The organism is Paenibacillus turicensis, assembly GCF_050461185.1.
Taxonomy (GTDB): Bacteria; Bacillota; Bacilli; order Paenibacillales; family Paenibacillaceae; genus Fontibacillus; species Fontibacillus turicensis_A.
The window spans coordinates 112,141-130,540 of record NZ_JBCMOR010000015.1 but is presented as its reverse complement, the minus strand read 5'-3'; the positions used below and the strand labels follow the sequence as shown (position 1 = coordinate 130,540).

The 18,400-nt window shown below is 41.7% G+C and carries 17 protein-coding genes; 12 read left to right on the top strand and 5 right to left on the bottom strand.

Going from position 1 to position 18,400, the window contains the following annotated elements; translation table 11 throughout:
* Positions 1-199: 199 nt before the first annotated feature.
* From ABE099_RS18070 to ABE099_RS18050, 5 genes are all read left to right on the top strand, one after another.
* On the top strand, positions 200-1,597 hold the full coding sequence (locus ABE099_RS18070) for a DNA-binding protein (protein WP_430032538.1): 1,398 nt from the start codon (positions 200-202) through the stop codon (positions 1,595-1,597).
* Positions 1,590-1,736, top strand: a complete 147-nt coding sequence (locus tag ABE099_RS18065) for a hypothetical protein (RefSeq protein WP_430032536.1) — start codon at positions 1,590-1,592, stop codon at positions 1,734-1,736. The genes ABE099_RS18070 and ABE099_RS18065 overlap by 8 nt, the downstream gene beginning before the upstream one ends.
* A gap of 211 nt (positions 1,737-1,947) precedes the next feature.
* The gene (locus ABE099_RS18060; RefSeq protein WP_430032534.1) at positions 1,948-2,130 is read left to right on the top strand and encodes a Spo0E family sporulation regulatory protein-aspartic acid phosphatase; all 183 of its coding nucleotides are present in this window, start codon (positions 1,948-1,950) and stop codon (positions 2,128-2,130) included.
* A gap of 239 nt (positions 2,131-2,369) precedes the next feature.
* Positions 2,370-2,708 (top strand): zinc ribbon domain-containing protein YjdM, encoded by a 339-nt coding sequence (locus ABE099_RS18055; protein WP_430032532.1) that lies wholly within the window; start codon positions 2,370-2,372, stop codon positions 2,706-2,708.
* Positions 2,709-2,956: 248 nt separating this feature from the next.
* Complete coding sequence (locus ABE099_RS18050) at positions 2,957-3,679, top strand: suppressor of fused domain protein (protein ID WP_430032530.1); 723 nt, start codon at positions 2,957-2,959, stop codon at positions 3,677-3,679.
* Between the two features lie 171 nt (positions 3,680-3,850).
* Here ABE099_RS18050 and ABE099_RS18045 read toward each other — a convergent pair whose 3' ends face one another.
* A complete protein-coding gene (locus ABE099_RS18045; protein WP_430032528.1) occupies positions 3,851-5,389 on the bottom strand; it encodes a M14 family zinc carboxypeptidase in 1,539 nt (512 codons plus the stop codon).
* A gap of 462 nt (positions 5,390-5,851) precedes the next feature.
* Between ABE099_RS18045 and ABE099_RS18040 the strand changes: the two genes are divergently transcribed.
* A complete protein-coding gene (locus tag ABE099_RS18040) occupies positions 5,852-7,147 on the top strand; it encodes a GntP family permease (protein ID WP_430032526.1) in 1,296 nt (431 codons plus the stop codon).
* Positions 7,148-7,208: 61 nt separating this feature from the next.
* Positions 7,209-8,351 (top strand): glycerate kinase family protein, encoded by a 1,143-nt coding sequence (locus tag ABE099_RS18035; protein ID WP_430032524.1) that lies wholly within the window; start codon positions 7,209-7,211, stop codon positions 8,349-8,351.
* A 124-nt stretch (positions 8,352-8,475) separates the two neighbouring features.
* Here ABE099_RS18035 and ABE099_RS18030 read toward each other — a convergent pair whose 3' ends face one another.
* On the bottom strand, positions 8,476-9,498 hold the full coding sequence (locus ABE099_RS18030) for a CdaR family transcriptional regulator (protein WP_430032522.1): 1,023 nt from the start codon (positions 9,496-9,498) through the stop codon (positions 8,476-8,478).
* A 300-nt stretch (positions 9,499-9,798) separates the two neighbouring features.
* Here ABE099_RS18030 and ABE099_RS18025 point away from each other — a divergent pair, with 300 nt between their 5' ends.
* Positions 9,799-10,857 (top strand): LLM class flavin-dependent oxidoreductase, encoded by a 1,059-nt coding sequence (locus ABE099_RS18025; protein WP_430032520.1) that lies wholly within the window; start codon positions 9,799-9,801, stop codon positions 10,855-10,857.
* Positions 10,858-10,973: 116 nt separating this feature from the next.
* Here the strand turns inward: ABE099_RS18025 and ABE099_RS18020 are convergent, their stop codons facing one another.
* The 3 genes from ABE099_RS18020 to ABE099_RS18010 form a co-directional block, all read right to left on the bottom strand.
* Positions 10,974-12,392 carry a sucrose-specific PTS transporter subunit IIBC gene (locus ABE099_RS18020; RefSeq protein ID WP_430032518.1) on the bottom strand — a complete coding sequence of 473 codons (1,419 nt, stop codon included), beginning with the start codon at positions 12,390-12,392 and terminating at the stop codon, positions 10,974-10,976.
* Between the two features lie 74 nt (positions 12,393-12,466).
* A complete protein-coding gene (locus ABE099_RS18015) occupies positions 12,467-13,969 on the bottom strand; it encodes a glycoside hydrolase family 32 protein (protein ID WP_430032516.1) in 1,503 nt (500 codons plus the stop codon).
* A 194-nt stretch (positions 13,970-14,163) separates the two neighbouring features.
* A complete protein-coding gene (locus ABE099_RS18010) occupies positions 14,164-15,168 on the bottom strand; it encodes a LacI family DNA-binding transcriptional regulator (protein WP_430032514.1) in 1,005 nt (334 codons plus the stop codon).
* A gap of 360 nt (positions 15,169-15,528) precedes the next feature.
* On the opposite strand from ABE099_RS18010, the gene ABE099_RS18005 reads away from it, so the two are divergent.
* The 4 genes from ABE099_RS18005 to ABE099_RS17990 all read left to right on the top strand — a co-directional run bounded on the left by ABE099_RS18005 (position 15,529) and on the right by ABE099_RS17990 (position 18,380).
* Positions 15,529-16,419 carry an NUDIX hydrolase gene (locus ABE099_RS18005; protein WP_430032812.1) on the top strand — a complete coding sequence of 297 codons (891 nt, stop codon included), beginning with the start codon at positions 15,529-15,531 and terminating at the stop codon, positions 16,417-16,419.
* A complete protein-coding gene (locus tag ABE099_RS18000) occupies positions 16,416-16,967 on the top strand; it encodes an NADAR family protein (RefSeq protein ID WP_430032512.1) in 552 nt (183 codons plus the stop codon). The genes ABE099_RS18005 and ABE099_RS18000 overlap by 4 nt, the downstream gene beginning before the upstream one ends.
* Before the next feature lie 40 nt (positions 16,968-17,007).
* Complete coding sequence (locus ABE099_RS17995) at positions 17,008-17,853, top strand: TIGR02452 family protein (protein ID WP_430032510.1); 846 nt, start codon at positions 17,008-17,010, stop codon at positions 17,851-17,853.
* Between the two features lie 104 nt (positions 17,854-17,957).
* The gene (locus ABE099_RS17990; protein ID WP_430032508.1) at positions 17,958-18,380 is read left to right on the top strand and encodes a macro domain-containing protein; all 423 of its coding nucleotides are present in this window, start codon (positions 17,958-17,960) and stop codon (positions 18,378-18,380) included.
* Positions 18,381-18,400 lie beyond the last annotated feature (20 nt).

Here is an 18,400-nt window from a genome sequence, read left to right as displayed (position 1 = left end):
CACTTAGAATTTTTTGAGTATTTTTCCAGTGGTATATTAAATATACAAAATTATCCCTATCTACATTCCGTTTGTACACTACTGTATAAGGATAGTTTATTGTTCGATTAATTCAATCTATGGTATAATCTTACAATACTAATATTGGAATTATTTTTGCTAGTTTTTTTATTAAGTTTTTATTGGAGTTGATAAAATAATGGGGGGTCAATTGGGTCTAAGTCTGTCCCTACACTCATGTATTGAAGAAGAACTAGAACTACAACAATTATCCCTTCAAGAATTAGCTAACAGGACTGGTATTAATCGTGGAGTATTAAGTGCTTGTTTTACAAGAAACCCTCCCAAAGCGTTATCTATTAAACAGTTAGATATGATTACTAGATGTCTTCATAAGGAAGAAGGCTGGTTATATGACTTGTATGCTAAAGAGTGCTTTAGTGAAAAAGTACATTGGAAGCAGCTTAAGCCTTTTCTTTTACGTTGTGTGGATTTAAATCGATATGATTTAATTGATAATATTTTAAGTTTATTGATGGAATCGCTTGTACATATTCCGGATGTTTTTGCTTTAGCAGAATCATTATATAGTGAAGGAAAATGGAGGGAATCTCTTCCATTTTATAGATGTGTATGCGAAAATGAAATTAAGCAACATTCTATTCGAATGGCTATGAGTCAATATCGCTTGTTCCGAACTCGTCTCGGTAGTGATTTGAAAGAAAATCATGAGGCAGCCATTCAATTTGCTCCTTATCGTCAACGTCTTCCTGAAAATGTTCAGCTTGATGCTTTCTTGCAACTAGCTAACGTGCATTTCACTTTGCAAAACTGGGAGGAAGTGATAAGTTATGCCAATGAGCTACAAAATTTAATAGAAGTTATTTTAAAACAGAAAAATAAAAGCGTTCGTAAAAGTAAAAATACTGAACCTTTTATTACGGATCGACATTTGGTTTTTTATTATGGACAAGCCTATCTGCTACAGGGTAATGCGTATGAGTGGATGGGGCAATATGAGAAATCAATACAATTTATAACCTATTATGAGGACTTGGGCTGGTTTGAAGATTTAGGTTATATAGGTAAGATTGAAGTTGATAAATTTAAAAGATTTGCACAAGCTAATCGTTTGAACTTAACCATTTTGATGGGTGATTTTAATTGTTTGAACCAATATGTATTGTTTTTGGATCAGCATCCTACAGAGTGGTTACCTAGTTTTTTAACGATTATTACCGCTTCTAATCAATTTGAAAAAAATATAGATCAAGAGATTAAACATTTTCAAAAACAGTTGGACAACATATTAAATTATAATAGTGATATTAATAATGGGTATTATGAGGAAACATTTAGTTTAAAAAGAAGAGCAAAGCTGTGTTATCAATTAGCAGTTTATTATTATAGAAAAAAACAGGTAGAAGTCGGCGTATCATGGTTACTACAAGCTTTTAAGTTGTCTATTGGTTCCCATGATCAAGCTTTAACCCTGCAATGTGTGGCTTATTTCGAACAATTTAGAAAATATCCACTTTCAAAAACCTTAATAACACAATATGACCTGATAATGAAAGGGGTAATAGAAAATGCGTAAATACTGGGCTTCTATTATAGTAGTAAGTATTTTAAGTAGTATGGTACTTATTAACTCCAACAACCCTGAGACTGGACAAAAACCAGTTTATCCCGTTGCAAAATTGATGTCTACAACATCTAATGGCGAAGGCTCTTAAGTTAGGGATAATATTATACTACAACTAAATTAGAAATCTGATGCGAAAACGGGGAACAGGATTAAACTCCCCGTTTTTTTGTTTTTCTTAATTCGTATCCTATGGGTATTTCTTTTGCGTTGATATATAAAATAGTATCAAAAATTTTTTTCAGAGTTGACTAACCCCATATAAAATAGGTTTAACAACTAAAATATGGGAGTAGAATATCATGCTTAATTTACGTGAGCTAATTGAACTAAGACGGGCAGAAATGATTCAACTAGCAGATGAATTTGGTTTCCTAGATGAGCGTGTGCTTGCTAAGTCTCAAGAGCTAGACCTACTTATTAATGAATTTGAGAGGAACAGAGTCAAAATTAAGATAAAAAATTGGGCATTTCAGGTCGGATAAAACTTTAAAAATAGATGAAATGTCCTACCATCATCTATAAAGTTGGATGAAAATATTTTAGTATTAAAAATAATATGAATAGTATAAGTAAAGTGATGTTGGGTCAAAGGTGTATCATCATGTACCCTAAGGTGGGCTTTATGTGTTGCATATGTTAACATAATATATACATAAAGCATGGATATGTACAAAAATACATACTCATGCAAAAATACTTGGAAAAATGGAGGGTACATATTATGTCTAACTTACCGAATTGTCCATCATGCAATTCTTCATATACTTATGAAGATGGCTTCAACTTTGTATGTCCAGAATGTGGACATGAGTGGAACACTGAGGATCAAGCGCAGGTAGAGGAAGGTCTTGTTGTAAAGGATGCCAATGGTAACCTGCTACAGGACGGGGATGCAATTACGATCATTAAAGACCTTAAGGTTAAAGGAAGCTCATCTACATTAAAAATAGGTACAAAGGTCAAAAATATCCGCTTAATTGAAGGCGATCACAATATAGACTGTAAAATTGATGGTTTTGGTGCGATGAAGCTAAAATCGGAGTTTGTGAAGAAGCTCTAATAAATATGAATTATATATGAATCCGAACGATTACGAATCTCTGAAATGATATGCTCCCATCAAAGTAATAGTAGATGTTTTGTTTTTTCTACTGTCTATTTTGATGGGAGCATATCAGAAATAGGGATCGTGAAAGAGTTCGGATTTTTCTTTTATATACACAGTGAGGCTTCGCTTATCGCTCCTATTCTAGCGTTATGATATGATAAAAAGGTAATTCTATCCTATTAAGCAAGGGAGCGGTAAGCATGTCCAACCCATCAGATTATTCTCCATCTGGAGCCCCTATTCTGCGACACACAGATCCTGAGCGTGAGTGGCAACCTGCCACATATTTAGAAGATGAATGGTTGGAAGCCATAGAGCAACACGCTGATCGTTATCTTGGCGAAAGTCAGTCGGTCTTCCATGAGCTTTTGTCAGACACGGTTCATATCGATGTTCATATCATCGCTCCAACGACGGAACGTAACTATTATACGTTGTACACTACAGGGATGAGTGCCTTGCCAATGCATACTCCTGAAGATGCACAGGACTATGAGTATGCGGAGCTAATGATATCCTTGCCCCCAGATTGGCCTTTGTTAGAAGAGAAGCTACAGGAATCGGATTACTATTGGCCGATTGAATGGCTGAAACGGCTCGCACGTCTCCCGCACGACTATGATACTTGGCTGAGTTGGGGACATACTATACCGAATGGTGATCCAGCCATCCCGATTGCTGACCATACAGACATGTGTGCCTTTATTGTGTTGCCTCCGATTATGGTTGATGAGGATTTCCTAACATTAGAGATGGCGGATGGAAAAACGGTTCACTTTTATGCTATTCTTCCTATTTATTTGAAGGAACTGGAGTACAAGCTAGAGTATGGTTTGGACGCTTTGCTTGATAAATTCGAGGAACATGATGTGAATGAAATTTTTGAATCCAATCGAATTAATACCTGTAAAGATATTTCCTAATAAATATCTTTCTAATAACAGAGGCTCATATAGAGAAGGATGTTCAATGCTTTTAAACCCTTATCTATATGAGCCCTTTTGGTGTTTTATTCCACTTGTGTTATTAGTGGCAGTTATCTCATTTTTTGCAATTGCGATGCGGGCGAACCAGTGGCTCTATAAGCCAGGCCTTCACTCATTTGGCACGACCGTACCCGACATGGATGGTTCTGCGGGAGCCATCGGCTCAGTTGCAGGCACTTGCGGATTGGTTGGCATCTCTGGCACAGTCGTCTCCGCAGGTTGTGGCGTCACAGATGGAGTTTCCGGCTGAACGGTAATTATCGCAGGACTTTCTAGGAATACCGCTCCAGTATCCGCCTGCACGTTTAGCGCTGCACCGGTTGTTTCGCTCACGAAGCGTACAGGCACGTAGATCGTGCCTTTATGGAGCTGCGGAGCGGCGGTTAGCTCAATCGGTTTGTCATCAACCCAAGCTTGAGTCTTGCCAAGCACAACTTTCAGCGTCCCACCCGTTCCCGATGCAGTGACGGATTTTGCTGTGCCATCCCAGACTGACTCGTAGCCGAGCCCAGTCATCAGTGGTTTATAGGCGACGTAGGTGACACCTTTCTCGTTGAACGCCGCAAGATCACCTTCAATCTGTTTGCCGTCCAGGAAAAGGGACACTGACTTAACCAGCGTTGGGTTCTTGGCAGCCCACAGTTTATAGCCCTCCTGTGCGATCCACAAGCCGACCTTCTTGTTTCGGCGCCATTCTTCTGAGAACACGGATACGGGCAGATTGGTCTCTCCGTTCTTGATCCCGATCTCCGGTGTGAACGCCGGACGGCCGAGCTTCTGGATAAACCAGTCGGTGTAACCTCCTCCGCCGCTGGAGTTATGGCTTGGACTCACCAGCGTATAGCCTGTAAACGATCGGAAAATATCCGCCAAACGCTTGTCGCGCGCATAGTTCGCGGCTGGCGTACGGAAATTCCAATACAGGATGCGCCCCGCCGAATGATAAGACACCGCGATCTCCGGATCGATTTCGTAGGTAAATGCGATCATCGCCTGATTCTCTTTAGCTGTCATTGGCGCCTTGCCCTTATGCCCCATCCAATGGGGATAAGTATAGTTATTGAGTATCTCTTTCCAATTTGCGTCGTATTGACGATTGGTATCGATTCCTTGCGCGTTCGCTTTCCAGCGTTTGAAGTTGCGACTTCCGTCATTCATGGCGATTAGCGCTTTGTGTACGCTAGTCGGGAACGATTGCAGTCCCGTCTGCTGAAGCGTCACTCCGTCAGGATTGACCATAGGGACAAACCAGATTTTCGTTTTGCCCAAAATGTCGCTTACATCATACCCTTCGAACTTGCGTCCTTCCGTATACGCTTTTGCGTATTGTTCAATCATGTACATGTTCAATGTTGTCGTCAGCCATTCGCGTGCATGGTGCGAACCGTTGATGAATACAGTCGAACGTCCCCAGCCTAGACCGACAGCCCAGATCTCGCGTCCGTACAATGTCTGGCCGATTGATTTGTATTCGATCAAATCTGGGTATTTTTCCGCCAATTTCAGAATATCCTGTGTCAATACCCCATATGTATACGTGACGGATGGATCGACGATATTCGCCTCCGCCGCACGTGATTTTCCCGCAGGCGCCAAAGTCAGCACCACGAGAATCAGCGCGATCAGCGCCAAATTACACTTTTTCATCACAACCCCCTATTTTCTCCCGTAATGTTCAGATTTCTCTACAAAGGCACGCTTTTTACGCATTTTCCTCTGTCTCTCGGCTCGGTTTGCCGATTCTCTACCTTTGTTCTTTTCGTGCTGTACCCCGCAGATTCCTGCGTTTTGGCCGTTTTTCCATAAAGTTGACACGATTACCTCGTGCTTGCTGGCGCTCTCCCCGTTTCATGTCGCTAGACAAAAAAATTGCCCCCTGTATTCCAGGAGGCAATCATCGTATACTTGTCGTTGGCTTACACACTAATTTTCATTTGCAACAATTTCTGCTGAGTATGATTCTCTTCTTTCTATTTTTTCGATTGAGTGTTGTCTCCTCCTTTTTGTGCAAATGCACAATATATTTCGTCTTTTCATCAATATTTTTTAGAACAAGAAAGCGCTATACTGTAAGCGTATTCAACATTTGGCATACAGGAGGCTACACAAATGGAAGGACTAACAATCAGTTGGATTGGTGCACTTGCTGGTCTAGCGATCGCAATCATTCTGATTTTGAGAAAATTAAATCCAGTTTATGCGTTGTTTTTAGGCGCGATTTTAGGGGCATTAATTGGCGGAGCGAATTTAGAGCAGACCGTTGCTGTACTCGTAAGTGGAACACAAAGTGTAATGGGTACAGTCATTCGTGTGTTAGCGGCAGGTGTGCTGGCAGGGGTGATGATGGAGTCGGGCGCCGCAGAGACAATTGCTCAAGCGATTGTGAAAAAGTTTGGCGGTAGCAAAGCGATTCTTGCGTTAGCATTAGCAACGATGATCATTACAGCAGTTGGCGTATTTATTCCCGTTGCAGTGCTTATCGTAGCACCTATTGCCTTATCTGTCGGGAATAAGATGGGCATTTCCAAGCTAGCCTTATTGCTTGCTTTGTCTGGCGGTGGGAAGGCAGGAAATATTATTTCGCCTAACCCGAATACGATTGCGGCTGCGCGTGGTTTTGGTCTTGATTTAAGTCATGTTATGCTTGCCGGCGTAATTCCTGCGATTTGTGGACTGATTGTTACGGTCGTAGTGGCATCTTTAATCAAAAATAAAGGGGTCAAAGTCACAGATCAAGAAGCGGTGGACAGCAATGTTGATACTTCAAAGTATCCACCACTTAGCAAAGCGATTGTGGCACCATTGGTTGCCGTTATCCTACTTATGATCAACCCAATTGGGTCGATTTCTGGTATTGAAGCTTTGGCAAATTTTAAAGTAGATGCGTTATACATTTTACCGATTGCAGGGATTGTAGGGATGCTTGCGATGGGACAAGGCAACAAAATTTTGCAATATACAACCTCAGGTTTAAATAAGATGACCGCAACGGTTCTGATTTTGATTGGCGCGGGCGGAATTGCAGGTTTGATCTCGGCATCCAACTTATCTACTCAGGTAGTAAGCTTGATTGAAGCATCGGGTATTTCCGGAACATTCCTTGCACCAATTGCAGGTATTTTGATGGCAGCTGCAACAGCTTCAACTTCAACAGGTGTTATTTTGACGACAGGTTCATTTGGACCCGCGATTTTAAATATGGGGACAGCGCCATTGTCTGCAGCGGTAATGGTACACACTGGGGCAACCGTCATTGACTCCTTACCACAAGGGAACTACTTCCACGTGACCGCAGATAGCATGAAGATGAGCATTAAACAGCGGATGGGCTTAATTCCTTATGAAGCGATGGTTGGGGGAACGATGACTATTGTGGCGACAATTTTATACGGATTTATTTTATAGAAAATTTGAGAATATGTGAATTTGAATATACGGTTTCTTAATAGATAGATGGGGTGAGAAGATGAAACAACCAACATTTGTTTTAGCACCAGATTCATTTAAAGAAAGTATGACCGCCAAAGAAGTCTGTATCGCCATGGAAAAAGGTTTACGAAAAGTGTATCCTGAGGCAAATTATGTCCATGTGCCGATGTCTGATGGTGGGGAGGGCACTGTGCAATCGTTAGTGGATGCATCTAACGGTACACTTTTTACCAAACAAGTAATGGGTCCTTTAGGACAACCTGTCGAAGCAAAGCTTGGCATTTTAGGAGATGGCTTTACAGGGGCAATTGAAATGGCTTCGGCAAGCGGCATCCATCTTGTAACAAAAGAAACTAAAAACCCACTCATTACAACGACTTATGGAACGGGACAATTAATTTTGGAATGCTTAGATCGTGGTATGAAGCAGATTATTATTGGGATCGGTGGTAGTGCAACCAATGATGGTGGTACGGGGATGGCGGAAGCTTTAGGTGCAAAGTTTTTAGATGAAAATGGAAATACATTGCCTAGAGGTGGCGGCAGTTTGGGCCAGCTTGCAACGATTGATGTTTCTGGACTAGATCCACGTTTAAATGATGTACGAATTATTGTGGCTTGCGATGTAACCAATCCATTATGTGGTGAGCATGGAGCTTCACATGTATTTGGTCCACAAAAAGGTGCGACACCTGAGATGGTGGCTCAGCTAGATCAAAGCTTGGCACATTATGCAGATGTGGTAAAGACACAACTAAACAAAGATATTCGTGACGTTCCAGGTGCAGGTGCGGCAGGAGGCTTAGGTGCAGGTTTATTGATTTTCACCCAAGCGACGTTGCAAAAAGGGATCGAAATTGTGATCGATTATACGAACCTCAAGGAAAAGCTGCAAGATGCAGACTTTGTCTTTACGGGTGAAGGTGGCATCGACTTCCAGACCAAATTTGGAAAAACCCCGTTTGGCGTAGCTCAAGCCGCGAAGTTGTCTGGCAAAAAGGTGATCGCAATTGCAGGCTACATTGGGGAAGGCATCGAGACGTTATATGAAGCAGGCTTTGATGCCATCTTTGGGATTGTTCCTGGTGCATTGGAGCTGGAAAAGCTACTTGCTGAGGGACCTCAAAATGTAGAGCGTACGTGTGAAAATATTGCGAGAGTGTTGAAGTGGACTAGCTAAGTAAATGAATAGCTTCTGATTAAATTGAAATAGATGATAAAATGAATAAATGACTCAGAAACACCGTATCAACCACAGGATTAAAAATCAGTCCTAATGTGGTTAGATAAGGTGTTTTTTAACACTATAGAGTAATCAACGCATGGACAAGCTGAAACAACTCCAGTACATTCCTTGGGTCTTTCCCTGTAACGGTATGGATTCGTTTCAAGCGATATTGAAGTGTATTCCGGTGAACATTTAACGCCTCTGCGGTCAGAGATACACTGCCGTTATGCTCAATAAAGCTACGTAATGTTTCCATTAGCTCGATATTGTCCTCAAGTCTACTGATCGGATTGCTGGTTTCGGACAAGTGTAAATGTGTGAGATGAACAAGAAATTCCACCTCATCGTAGGTCATAAAGGTTGCTTTCGGTTTTAGCGCAAGCATTACCTGCATACATGCTCTAGCTTGGTTATAGCTGTCTGCAATCGAGGCTTCAAGTCGTCCAGTTGTAATTATTGCATTAAGATCATCATGGTGAATCGCTGTAACTAGCTTAGTTAACATTGCCTCATTTTGCAGTAAAATAACACAGCCATCCTCCTCAAGCTGGAACCATGGATATTTCAAAATTGTGTTGTTTTTTAATGTATGAGGTGCGGGATACTTCACATATACGACCATCGTTTTGAGCAATAAATCAATGTTATAGGGGATGGCTTCCTTTTTTAGTCGTTGTGAATAAACACCGTAATGCTGGAGCAGTTGCTCTAAAAATGCATTGCGACGTTTGCCTTCATTGGCTAAGGTTTCTAGACGATTCCGTTGCTCGATGAGCAAGGTTACGGTAGTGCGTACTAGGTTACAGAAAGGACGAACCTCATCGGGATTGCCTGTAATCCCAATGATGCCAATCCGCTCCTGATCGATAATGATCGGCTCATTGGTGCCTTGACGTTCATATGTCCCCTCCGTCCACACCTCGACCATTTTCCCAGTTTCCAAAGCTTGTACAGCACCTTGATGTACCGTCCCGATCCGCTCCTGCTTTCCACTTCCGATAATAACACCATGCTCATTCATAATATTTATGTTATAAGGAATATCCTGCATCATTTTATCTACAATTTCTTGTGCTTGTCTCTGAGAGAGCTTGAACATTATTTTTCCTCCCAAATTGATCGTCTTAGTTCGTAATCTTAAATGCATATTTTGCTTATTTATTATTATTGTGCAAATGAATGAAGAAATAAAGGGAATAATACAAGCTAATTGTATTAGTGAAGTAAGGGAACAAGGGTAATTAATTTAATCTACTTGCAAAATATCGAAGAAGCAGGCATAATATAACCATAAGTATATGAAATTAAGTAAGTATCTAAAAATAATATAGAAAATAGCATTATAATTATTGCTTTTATTTAAATGCAAATTTATGCACATTTGAGGGAGGAAAATATAGTGGAAATCGGAATAAGCACCTTTGTTGAGACAACACCAGACGTAAATACAGGAAAAGTAATCAGCCATGCAGAGCGGATTCGTGAGGTAGTAGAGGAAATCATTTTAGCAGACCAAGTGGGCTTGGATGTATATGGGGTTGGTGAACACCATCGTAAGGATTACGCGGCTTCAGCACCTGCGATGATTTTAGCTGCGGCAGCACCTCAAACTAAAAATATTCGGTTGACGAGTGCAGTTACGGTATTGTCTTCTGATGATCCAGTACGTGTATTTCAGGACTTCTCTACGCTAGATGCACTATCAAATGGTCGTGCGGAGATTATGGCGGGTCGTGGTTCCTTTATCGAATCATTCCCTTTGTTTGGCTACGATTTGAACGATTATAACGAATTATTTGATGAAAAGCTACAATTGTTACTGAAACTACGAGAGTCTGAAAAGGTAACCTGGGAAGGCACACACCGTGCTTCGATTAACAATCTTGGCGTGTATCCACGTCCTGTGCAGGATTTGCTTCCAGTATGGATTGGAAGTGGGGGAACAGCTGAATCGGTTGTGCGTGCAGGGATACTTGGTTTACCCCTTGTATTAGCCATTATTGGTGGTAATCCTCAGCAATTTGCACCGTTGGTTGAGTTGTATAAACGTGCCGCAACAAAGGCAGGACATGATGCCTCTAAGCTACCTGTGGCTTCACATTCCCATGGCTTTGTTGGCGCAAGCAACGAGGAAGCCGCGGAGAAGTTTTTCCCGCCAACCCAAGCAGTGATGAATGTACTTGGTCGTGAACGGGGTTGGGGACACTATAGTCGTGCTAGCTATGATGCTGCAAGAGGGCCAGATGGCGCTTTATATGTCGGTGATCCAAAAACGGTAGCAGACAAAATTATTGCACTACGCAAGCATGTAGGGATTACGCGCTTTATGCTTCACCTTCCATTAGGTACAATGCCACATGAGGACGTGATGAATGCAGTCCGTCTGTTAGGTACAGAGGTAGCTCCACTTGTGCGTGAGGAAATTGCGGCTTGGGAAGCTAGAGGACAGCAGGACTAATCTCCATAAAACATATTTGTGCAAAAAATAAAACCTTCAAGCTCACATTAGAATGGGAATAGACCCTGTTCTAAGATGGAGTTTGAAGGTTTTTATCTTATTTTTACATATTAAGCTTATGCCACTTGCTTCTGCTGGTTTTGAGCATCCAACATTTTATCGCTATAGCCAAACAACCATGTTAATACGAATGCAGTCGCCATCGCGGCTAAGTTAGCCACAATATAAAGTGGGAGCTGTGAGTTCAAGTACAGCAATGTCCCAGGAATAACTGTGACGGACATACCTGTTGCAGCTAGTTGGAAAATGGAAGCTAGGAATCCACCCACTGCACCCCCAACCAATCCCATAATAAATGGCCTCATATATCTAAGATTCACACCAAAAATGGCTGGTTCGGTAATCCCAAGGAAAGCGGAGAAGGAAGAAGGTAGAGCAAGTGCTTTAAGCTTCTTGTCTTTTGTCTTCAGGCCCACCGCGAGACAAGCGGCACCTTGTGCTGCAATCGCACACGTAATAATCGCATTAAATGTATTTTTCCCATATTGCTCAAGTAACTGAATTTCTAAGAAGTTGAAAATGTGATGAACACCTGTAACTACAATAAGCTGATTTAAAAAACCAATTAAAAGACCTGCAATCCCAAACGGAAGATTGAGAAGATAAGTTGTTCCTTGCAAGATCCAAACCTCTAAGCTGTGGAAGATAGGTCCGATAGCAAAGAGTCCTAATAAAATCATAACTAGTAGCGTAACAAATGGAGTCACAATAAGATCAAGTGCCTCTGGTACACGTTTGCGTAGGAATCGTTCGAATTTGGCACCAAGTAAACCTACAAAAAAGGCAGGAAGTACTGAGCCTTGATAACCTACGACAGGAATAAAGCCAAACATCGTGAGTGCGCTTGCGGAACCATTTGCCACATCATAAGCATTTGGTAATGCTGGATTTACGAGCATTAAACCTAATACGATCCCAAGTACGGGACTACCACCAAAGACGCGGAAAGTAGACCAAGCAACTAATGCAGGTAAAAAGGCAAAAGCAGTATCCGTTAAAACTTGGGTGAACAATATAAAGTTAGGTGAAATATCCTGTGCCGTTAAGCCAAAGAAAGCAAGCATTTGCTCCTGCGTCAGCAAGCCACGTAAGCCCATAAATAGTCCCGTTGCCACAAGAACAGGAATGATGGGTACAAATACATCACCAAAGGTACGAATCGCACGTTGGAAGGCATTGCCTTGCTTTTTAGCTTGGCTTTTGATTTCTTCCTTTGTAGAGCCTGTAATACCTAGCTTTTCAACCTCTTCATAAATACGATTAACTGTCCCAGTACCAAAAATAATTTGGAATTGTCCTGAATTGAAGAAGGCACCCTTTACCTTGTCGATTTTATCAACCTGAGCCTTATCAATTTTCGCTTCATCATGAACCATAATCCGCAGGCGTGTTGCACAGTGTGCAAATGAAGCAATATTCTCACTGCCTCCGACCGCTTCAACTACTGCTTTTGCGATTTTTTGATTTTCAGACATATGAAAACCTCCCCTGTTTTAGTTCTGATCTGTGGTGACATTTACTCATCTCTACCGACTGACCTCTGACCTTGTTACCTTGTTTCATACTTCGCTGTGTGCCCTTGCTGGTGTAGCTGCCATATCGTAGCTTCAAGCCTTGCGGAGCCCTCTTGGGCAAAAAACTGGATACCTTCGCTTTGTGAGCTAGGAAAAATACGGCTTGTAAATACTTCCTCACCCTCATTTACAAATATTTCAACGGAAGAAACATCCACAAATAAATGCAAAGTAATCTGCTTACCTGTCAGGTCGCATTGCCTTGTTTCTTCATATTCGGTTGCAAGTGGTACACCGGAGGATGAACGATCTAAAACGAGCTTATGATGCTCTACGTCATAACGAATTACGGTATACTCGTTGTCCTTTGCTCGGAATATAATACCAACTTGCTCTGCATCTAAAACATCAAATGTACATTTCAATTCATATGTTGTTCCTGAAAAATGATCATAGCTTCTTGTGTGCGAAGTTAATGTATCATTTACGTGCTGAGCTTCTCCTTGACGTAAGCTTGCTAGTTCAGGAAGCGGCTGTTGAATGAGCTTGCCATCTTGTACAGACAATACTCTTGGTAAGGTTAGGCAATGTGCCCATCCATGTGAATCAGTTGGATAGCTAATGTCAGGTAACCCCATCCATCCAATCAATATGCGCCGCCCTTGACCATCTAGCAACGTCTGAGGAGCATAGAAATCAAAGCCACGATCTAGCTCTTGAAATTGGCCATGCGTTAGCTGTAAGGCATCCACATCTAAAGGCTTACCAATTATATACCCAGATTGATAAATATTATGGTAGTGATCACCTTGATGAGCTAATCCTTGTGGACAAAAGAGCAACACACCCGCGCCGTCCAGTTGGAAGTAGTCTGGGCACTCCCACATATAGCCAAACTGTTGTAAATCTGTTTTTAACTCCCCAATAAACTCCCATTGCTTCAAATCGATTGAACGATACAATACAGTACATCCTGTTAAATTTGTTCGTTGAGCCCCGATAACACAATAAAAGTACTCCCCTTGCTTCCATAGCTTCGGATCACGGAAATGGTCAGTATAGCCTTCGGGTACTTCAGGAATTACAGGCTGCTCCCATTTTGTAATGTGATTGTCTGCCTCCATCACTGCCATGCATTGATAAGGGTGGCGAACCCACTGTGCATCGCGTGTATTCCCTGTATACATCAGGTGTAGCTTACCCTCGTGTTCAATGGCACTTCCTGAATAGGCGCCATGTGAATCAAAGGGATCACCAGGCTTAATCCCAATGCCAACATCTTGCCAGTTCACACAATCCTGGGATTTCAAATGATACCAATATTTCATCCCATGCTCCGTGCCTAGTGGAAACCACTGATAAAACACATGATATTCACCGTTAAAATAAGATAGCCCATTTGGATCATTTAGCAAGCCTGTGGAGGGTTGAATATGAAAGACTTGACGCCAGTTGCAGTTCCTTACCAGTTCTTGTAGTCTAGCGAGCTCGCCAGGCTCTGCTTGCTCAAGCAACCGATATTTGTGTTGTTGTGTCATGTCATAAGCCCCTATCCGTATTAAGATTAGGAACCGGTTCCATGTTGTTCATATAAGAGTGCAAAAATTAGAAACAAACAAGGATAATGAAAATAGAACCGGTTCCAAGTGAAGTGTATAAAAAATAAAACTATTGATTAAACCTACCGGTTCCATACTTGGAACCGGTTTCAAACTGATTATAATGCATTTGTTTAAATTTTGTCAACGCTTTCTCGCGGAACTAATTTACATTTTGATGTTGTAATTTTGGGAACAGATTGTTGCTCCACAAGCCGTACTATGTTTTCAGCTGCTGTTTTCCCTGCCTCTCGATAGGCATATTCCACTGTCGTTAGTGGAGGATGGACGACTGCGGTGATGTCGTAATTGCCAAATCCAGTGACAGACAAATCATGAGGAATAGATCTTCCCTGTGCGTAGGCCGTGTTAATGACGCCAAGTGCGATATTGTCTGTTGCGCAGACGATAATGGAGGGGGAGAACTGCTCTAAAATATTTTCAGCGGCGAGACGTGCATCGCTCATTTTAAAGCTTGTTTCAAAATATCTTACATCATACTTGGAGGCTTCAAGATCCATATTCATTGCCTCTTGTACAGCTTGGTGGAATCCACTTTTGCGTTGCACCCCAACGGCGATATCCTGCTCAGTCACACCAAGATAAGCAATGCGATGATGTCCCTGAGAAAGTACATATTTACCAAGCTCATAGGCGGCATTGTAATCATCATGAATTAAGCTGTAAAGCTGAGGGTGTTGTTGACCAACCAAAAGAACTGGAATGCCAATGTCATCGATAGCTCGTAAATGCTCGTTCGTAATGACTGCAGCGAGTAGAATAATGCCAGCCACCTTCTGGCGTGAGAAGGCATACATCGCTTCAATTTCGCGTGAAGCGTCTTGGCTTGTATTTGAAATAAGCATCTGGTAACGCAATGCTCTTAACGTATCATCGATGCCAATTAAGGTCTGCGATGTTGCAAAGGAATCCAATCTTGGTACAACCGTGCCGATAATGTTGGTCACTTTGGCCTTTAAGCTTTGTGCAAACATATTTGGCACATAACCCGTTGCTTTTATGACCTGTTCAATTTGTTCACTTGTATTTTTACTAACAGAGCCACCATTTAAATAGCGTGAGACTGTGCTTTTAGCTACACCTGCTAATTTGGCGATATCTGCAATTGTATTATTCATAAAATCCCCCAACAACCCTTTAATAATCTGAGTAATCTCTTGATCAAATTTAATAATTTCTCTTAGGTGATCACCTGTCTATATTATCATATTTTAAGGCTCATTTTATATTATTGAATATGCAGGGTCTAAAGTCCCTTGACATCATTTCTCAAAACATTTATTTTGTTAGTAACAATTAGTTATTAACAAATAGATACTAAGATGATTATGCTAACACACAAAAACTAATAGATAGGCACATATCGATTAAATATAAGCAAAGTGGTGAGTGAGGGTATGAGACATGAAGAGGGAAGGACGATCAGAGAGGAAGAAGGAATGCTCCAAAATAAAGAAGAGATGCTCCCAAATGAGGGAATGATTCGAGATCGTAATGGATTAACGGAACCACAATTTTTAGCACAATATGATGTCGGAGATTATGAGCGGCCTTCTGTAGCTACGGATATGGTTATTTTTACGGTGATGGACACCGAGAAGGACAACTATCGGAAGTTGCCTGAGAAGGCACTACGTGTGTTATTGATCCAGCGGGGAGGACACCCATACTTAGGAAAATGGGCGTTACCAGGTGGGTTTGTCCGGCCTAACGAGACAACAGAGCAGGCGGCGGTGCGTGAGCTACGAGAGGAAACAGGGGTAGACCATGTTTATTTAGAACAGCTTTATACATTTAGTGAGCCTCATCGTGATCCTCGAACATGGGTGATGAGTTGTTCATATATGGCTTTAATTGATAGCAGTCAAGTCGAGCTTCAGGCAGGAGATGATGCAGATCATGCAGCATGGTTTACGTTATCTTACCGCCTCATTAGAGAGCAAAAGGAGATCTTGGAAAGTGGTGTCATACGTTCATGGCATTACGAGCTGATATTAACTTCGGATAGGGATACACTTACAGCCCTCGTGGAGCGCAAAATGACGTTGACACAATCAGCAACACATACAGAGTACAACATCCTTTCTAATGATGGCTTAGCTTTTGATCATGCCAAAATTATAGGTGCAGCAATAGAACGCTTAAGAGGTAAGGTTGAGTATACAGGGATCGCCCTTCATTTGATGCCACAGCTATTTACACTTACTGCACTCCAGCAGGTGTATGAGGTCATTTTAGGTAAGGAATTGTTAAAGGCGGCATTTCGCCGTAAGGTGGCGCATCTGGTAACGGAAAGTGATCATTATACGGAAAATGCAGGGCATAGACCTTCTCGCTTATACCGAAGAAATTGGGAGATGATGTCATGATTTATAGTTTAGAAGCTTTACGTAAAGCCCATCAGGCTGGGGAAAAGTTTAAATATTTGTTTTTTTGGGGTCATACGCCACCTGCTGATGGTGTGGTTAATCAGAGCTGCTTTAGTCAGTGGTGGCACAGTTCCTTTGAAGTAAATGGGGTCGCGTACTCTTGTACAGAACAATATATGATGGCAGAAAAGGCGCGTTTATTTGGCGATGAAGAGATGCTGGCGGCGATTATGAAGTCGAAGCACCCGAAGGAAATGAAGGCGTTTGGTCGAGCGGTAAGAGGGTTTGATCCGGAAGTTTGGAATAGCAAATGCTATGACATTGTAAAGGAAGGCAATCTGGCGAAATTTTCACAAAATGAATCACTATGGGATTTTATGAAAACAACAAAAAATCGCATTTTAGTTGAAGCCAGCCCACGTGACCGGATATGGGGAATTGGGATGGGTAAGTCTAATCCAGATGCAGAAAACCCGATGAAATGGCGTGGTAAAAACTTACTGGGCTTCGCTTTAACAGAGGTGCGAGATCAGTTACTTAATCAATAGGAAAACAGATAAAAGATACAAATGTAGGAGGTAAGAAGTGATGCAGATGAATCGAAAAGAGGTTGCGGCAGAAACCGTTAAAATAGTGGAACAAGGGTACTATCTGTATGGAGATCGAAAAATTAATATTGCAGAGGTTCAGCAACACGCAGAAGATCACTGTGTACTAATAACACCCAATGAAGCACAGCAGGTATTGGAAATATATCAAGCCAAGGCGCAAGCGAATCAAGAAAATCATGCACCCAAACAGCATGTTGTGAATCAGGCGGCTGTGGAGGTCATTACTGAGCTTTATCAAGCAGGAATTGAGAACATTGGCGTACTTAATTTTGCTAGTGCAAAAAATCCAGGTGGTGGCTTCCTTAATGGAGCAATGGCACAAGAGGAAAGTCTCGCCGCCTCCAGTGGATTATATGGGACACAGCTTCGCCAGCCTAGATATTACGAGGCCAATCGTGCCTTTAAATCAATGATGTATACCCATCATGCGATCTATTCCCCTGATGTTGTATTTTTTAGAGATGGTAAATTCGAGCTGTTGGCTAATCCTGTATTTGCTTCGGTCTTGACATTACCTGCGGTTAACTATGGTCAAGTTATACTCAAAGGGGAGGATAAGGATCAAGCAGAGATCGTAATGAAGGAACGAATGGCTGTATCCCTTGCTCTATTTGCGAAGAACGGACATCGGACTTTAGTGCTTGGTGCGTATGGATGTGGAGTATTCCGCAACGATCCAGTTAAAGTGGCTCAGTGGTGGAAGGAGCTAATTGAAGAAGAAGGGTATGGAAGCTTCTTTGATGAAATAATTTATGCCGTTTTAGATCGCTCAAAGGATCAAGCCTGTATTGAGGCGTTTGAAAATGCGTTCCCAACTCAATAGTTCAGTAGCGTAGGTTATAAAGGTTGTGTGTAGCCTTATTCTTTTATAACGGAAAGTATTTTTATGAAGACTGAAAGATTTGGTGAACTACTTGGGAGGAAATTATGATTTTATCAGAGATACAAGGAGATTTATTTGAAATTGGTCAGGAATATAAGCTTGCACATTGTATCTCCGCAGATGCGAAGATGGGGGCGGGGATTGCAGTACAATTTACAAAACGTTTTGACCTAAGTGCTTTACAGGCACAAGCGGCGACCCACCCTTTAGAAATCGGGTCATGTTACCCTGTGGGGAGAACACTGAATCTGGTAACCAAAGCGAAGTATTGGCATAAACCAACTTATGGTACATTAACTGCGGCAGTGGCTTCACTGCGGGATGTGTGTTTGGAGCAGGGGATTAGCAAAATAGGAATGCCACAAATCGGTTGTGGGTTAGATCGGCTAAAGTGGGATAAAGTGAAGGCGATTATCACGAAAACCTTTGAAAATACTGAAATTGAAATTGTTGTATGTTCTTTGTAAGAGGAGCATTATAGCAGGTG

What these genes read in the sequence shown, in the direction of transcription:
- ABE099_RS18070 (WP_430032538.1), top strand. Translation starts at nt 200, where the DNA reads ATGGGGGGTCAATTGGGTCTAAGTCTGTCCCTACACTCATGTATTGAA.
- ABE099_RS18065 (WP_430032536.1), top strand. Translation starts at nt 1,590, where the DNA reads ATGCGTAAATACTGGGCTTCTATTATAGTAGTAAGTATTTTAAGTAGT.
- ABE099_RS18060 (WP_430032534.1), top strand. Translation starts at nt 1,948, where the DNA reads ATGCTTAATTTACGTGAGCTAATTGAACTAAGACGGGCAGAAATGATT.
- ABE099_RS18055 (WP_430032532.1), top strand. Translation starts at nt 2,370, where the DNA reads ATGTCTAACTTACCGAATTGTCCATCATGCAATTCTTCATATACTTAT.
- ABE099_RS18050 (WP_430032530.1), top strand. Translation starts at nt 2,957, where the DNA reads ATGTCCAACCCATCAGATTATTCTCCATCTGGAGCCCCTATTCTGCGA.
- ABE099_RS18045 (WP_430032528.1), bottom strand. Translation starts at nt 5,389, where the DNA reads ATGAAAAAGTGTAATTTGGCGCTGATCGCGCTGATTCTCGTGGTGCTG.
- ABE099_RS18040 (WP_430032526.1), top strand. Translation starts at nt 5,852, where the DNA reads ATGGAAGGACTAACAATCAGTTGGATTGGTGCACTTGCTGGTCTAGCG.
- ABE099_RS18035 (WP_430032524.1), top strand. Translation starts at nt 7,209, where the DNA reads ATGAAACAACCAACATTTGTTTTAGCACCAGATTCATTTAAAGAAAGT.
- ABE099_RS18030 (WP_430032522.1), bottom strand. Translation starts at nt 9,498, where the DNA reads ATGTTCAAGCTCTCTCAGAGACAAGCACAAGAAATTGTAGATAAAATG.
- ABE099_RS18020 (WP_430032518.1), bottom strand. Translation starts at nt 12,392, where the DNA reads ATGTCTGAAAATCAAAAAATCGCAAAAGCAGTAGTTGAAGCGGTCGGA.
- ABE099_RS18015 (WP_430032516.1), bottom strand. Translation starts at nt 13,969, where the DNA reads ATGACACAACAACACAAATATCGGTTGCTTGAGCAAGCAGAGCCTGGC.
- ABE099_RS18010 (WP_430032514.1), bottom strand. Translation starts at nt 15,168, where the DNA reads ATGAATAATACAATTGCAGATATCGCCAAATTAGCAGGTGTAGCTAAA.
- ABE099_RS18005 (WP_430032812.1), top strand. Translation starts at nt 15,529, where the DNA reads ATGATTCGAGATCGTAATGGATTAACGGAACCACAATTTTTAGCACAA.
- ABE099_RS18000 (WP_430032512.1), top strand. Translation starts at nt 16,416, where the DNA reads ATGATTTATAGTTTAGAAGCTTTACGTAAAGCCCATCAGGCTGGGGAA.
- ABE099_RS17995 (WP_430032510.1), top strand. Translation starts at nt 17,008, where the DNA reads ATGCAGATGAATCGAAAAGAGGTTGCGGCAGAAACCGTTAAAATAGTG.
- ABE099_RS17990 (WP_430032508.1), top strand. Translation starts at nt 17,958, where the DNA reads ATGATTTTATCAGAGATACAAGGAGATTTATTTGAAATTGGTCAGGAA.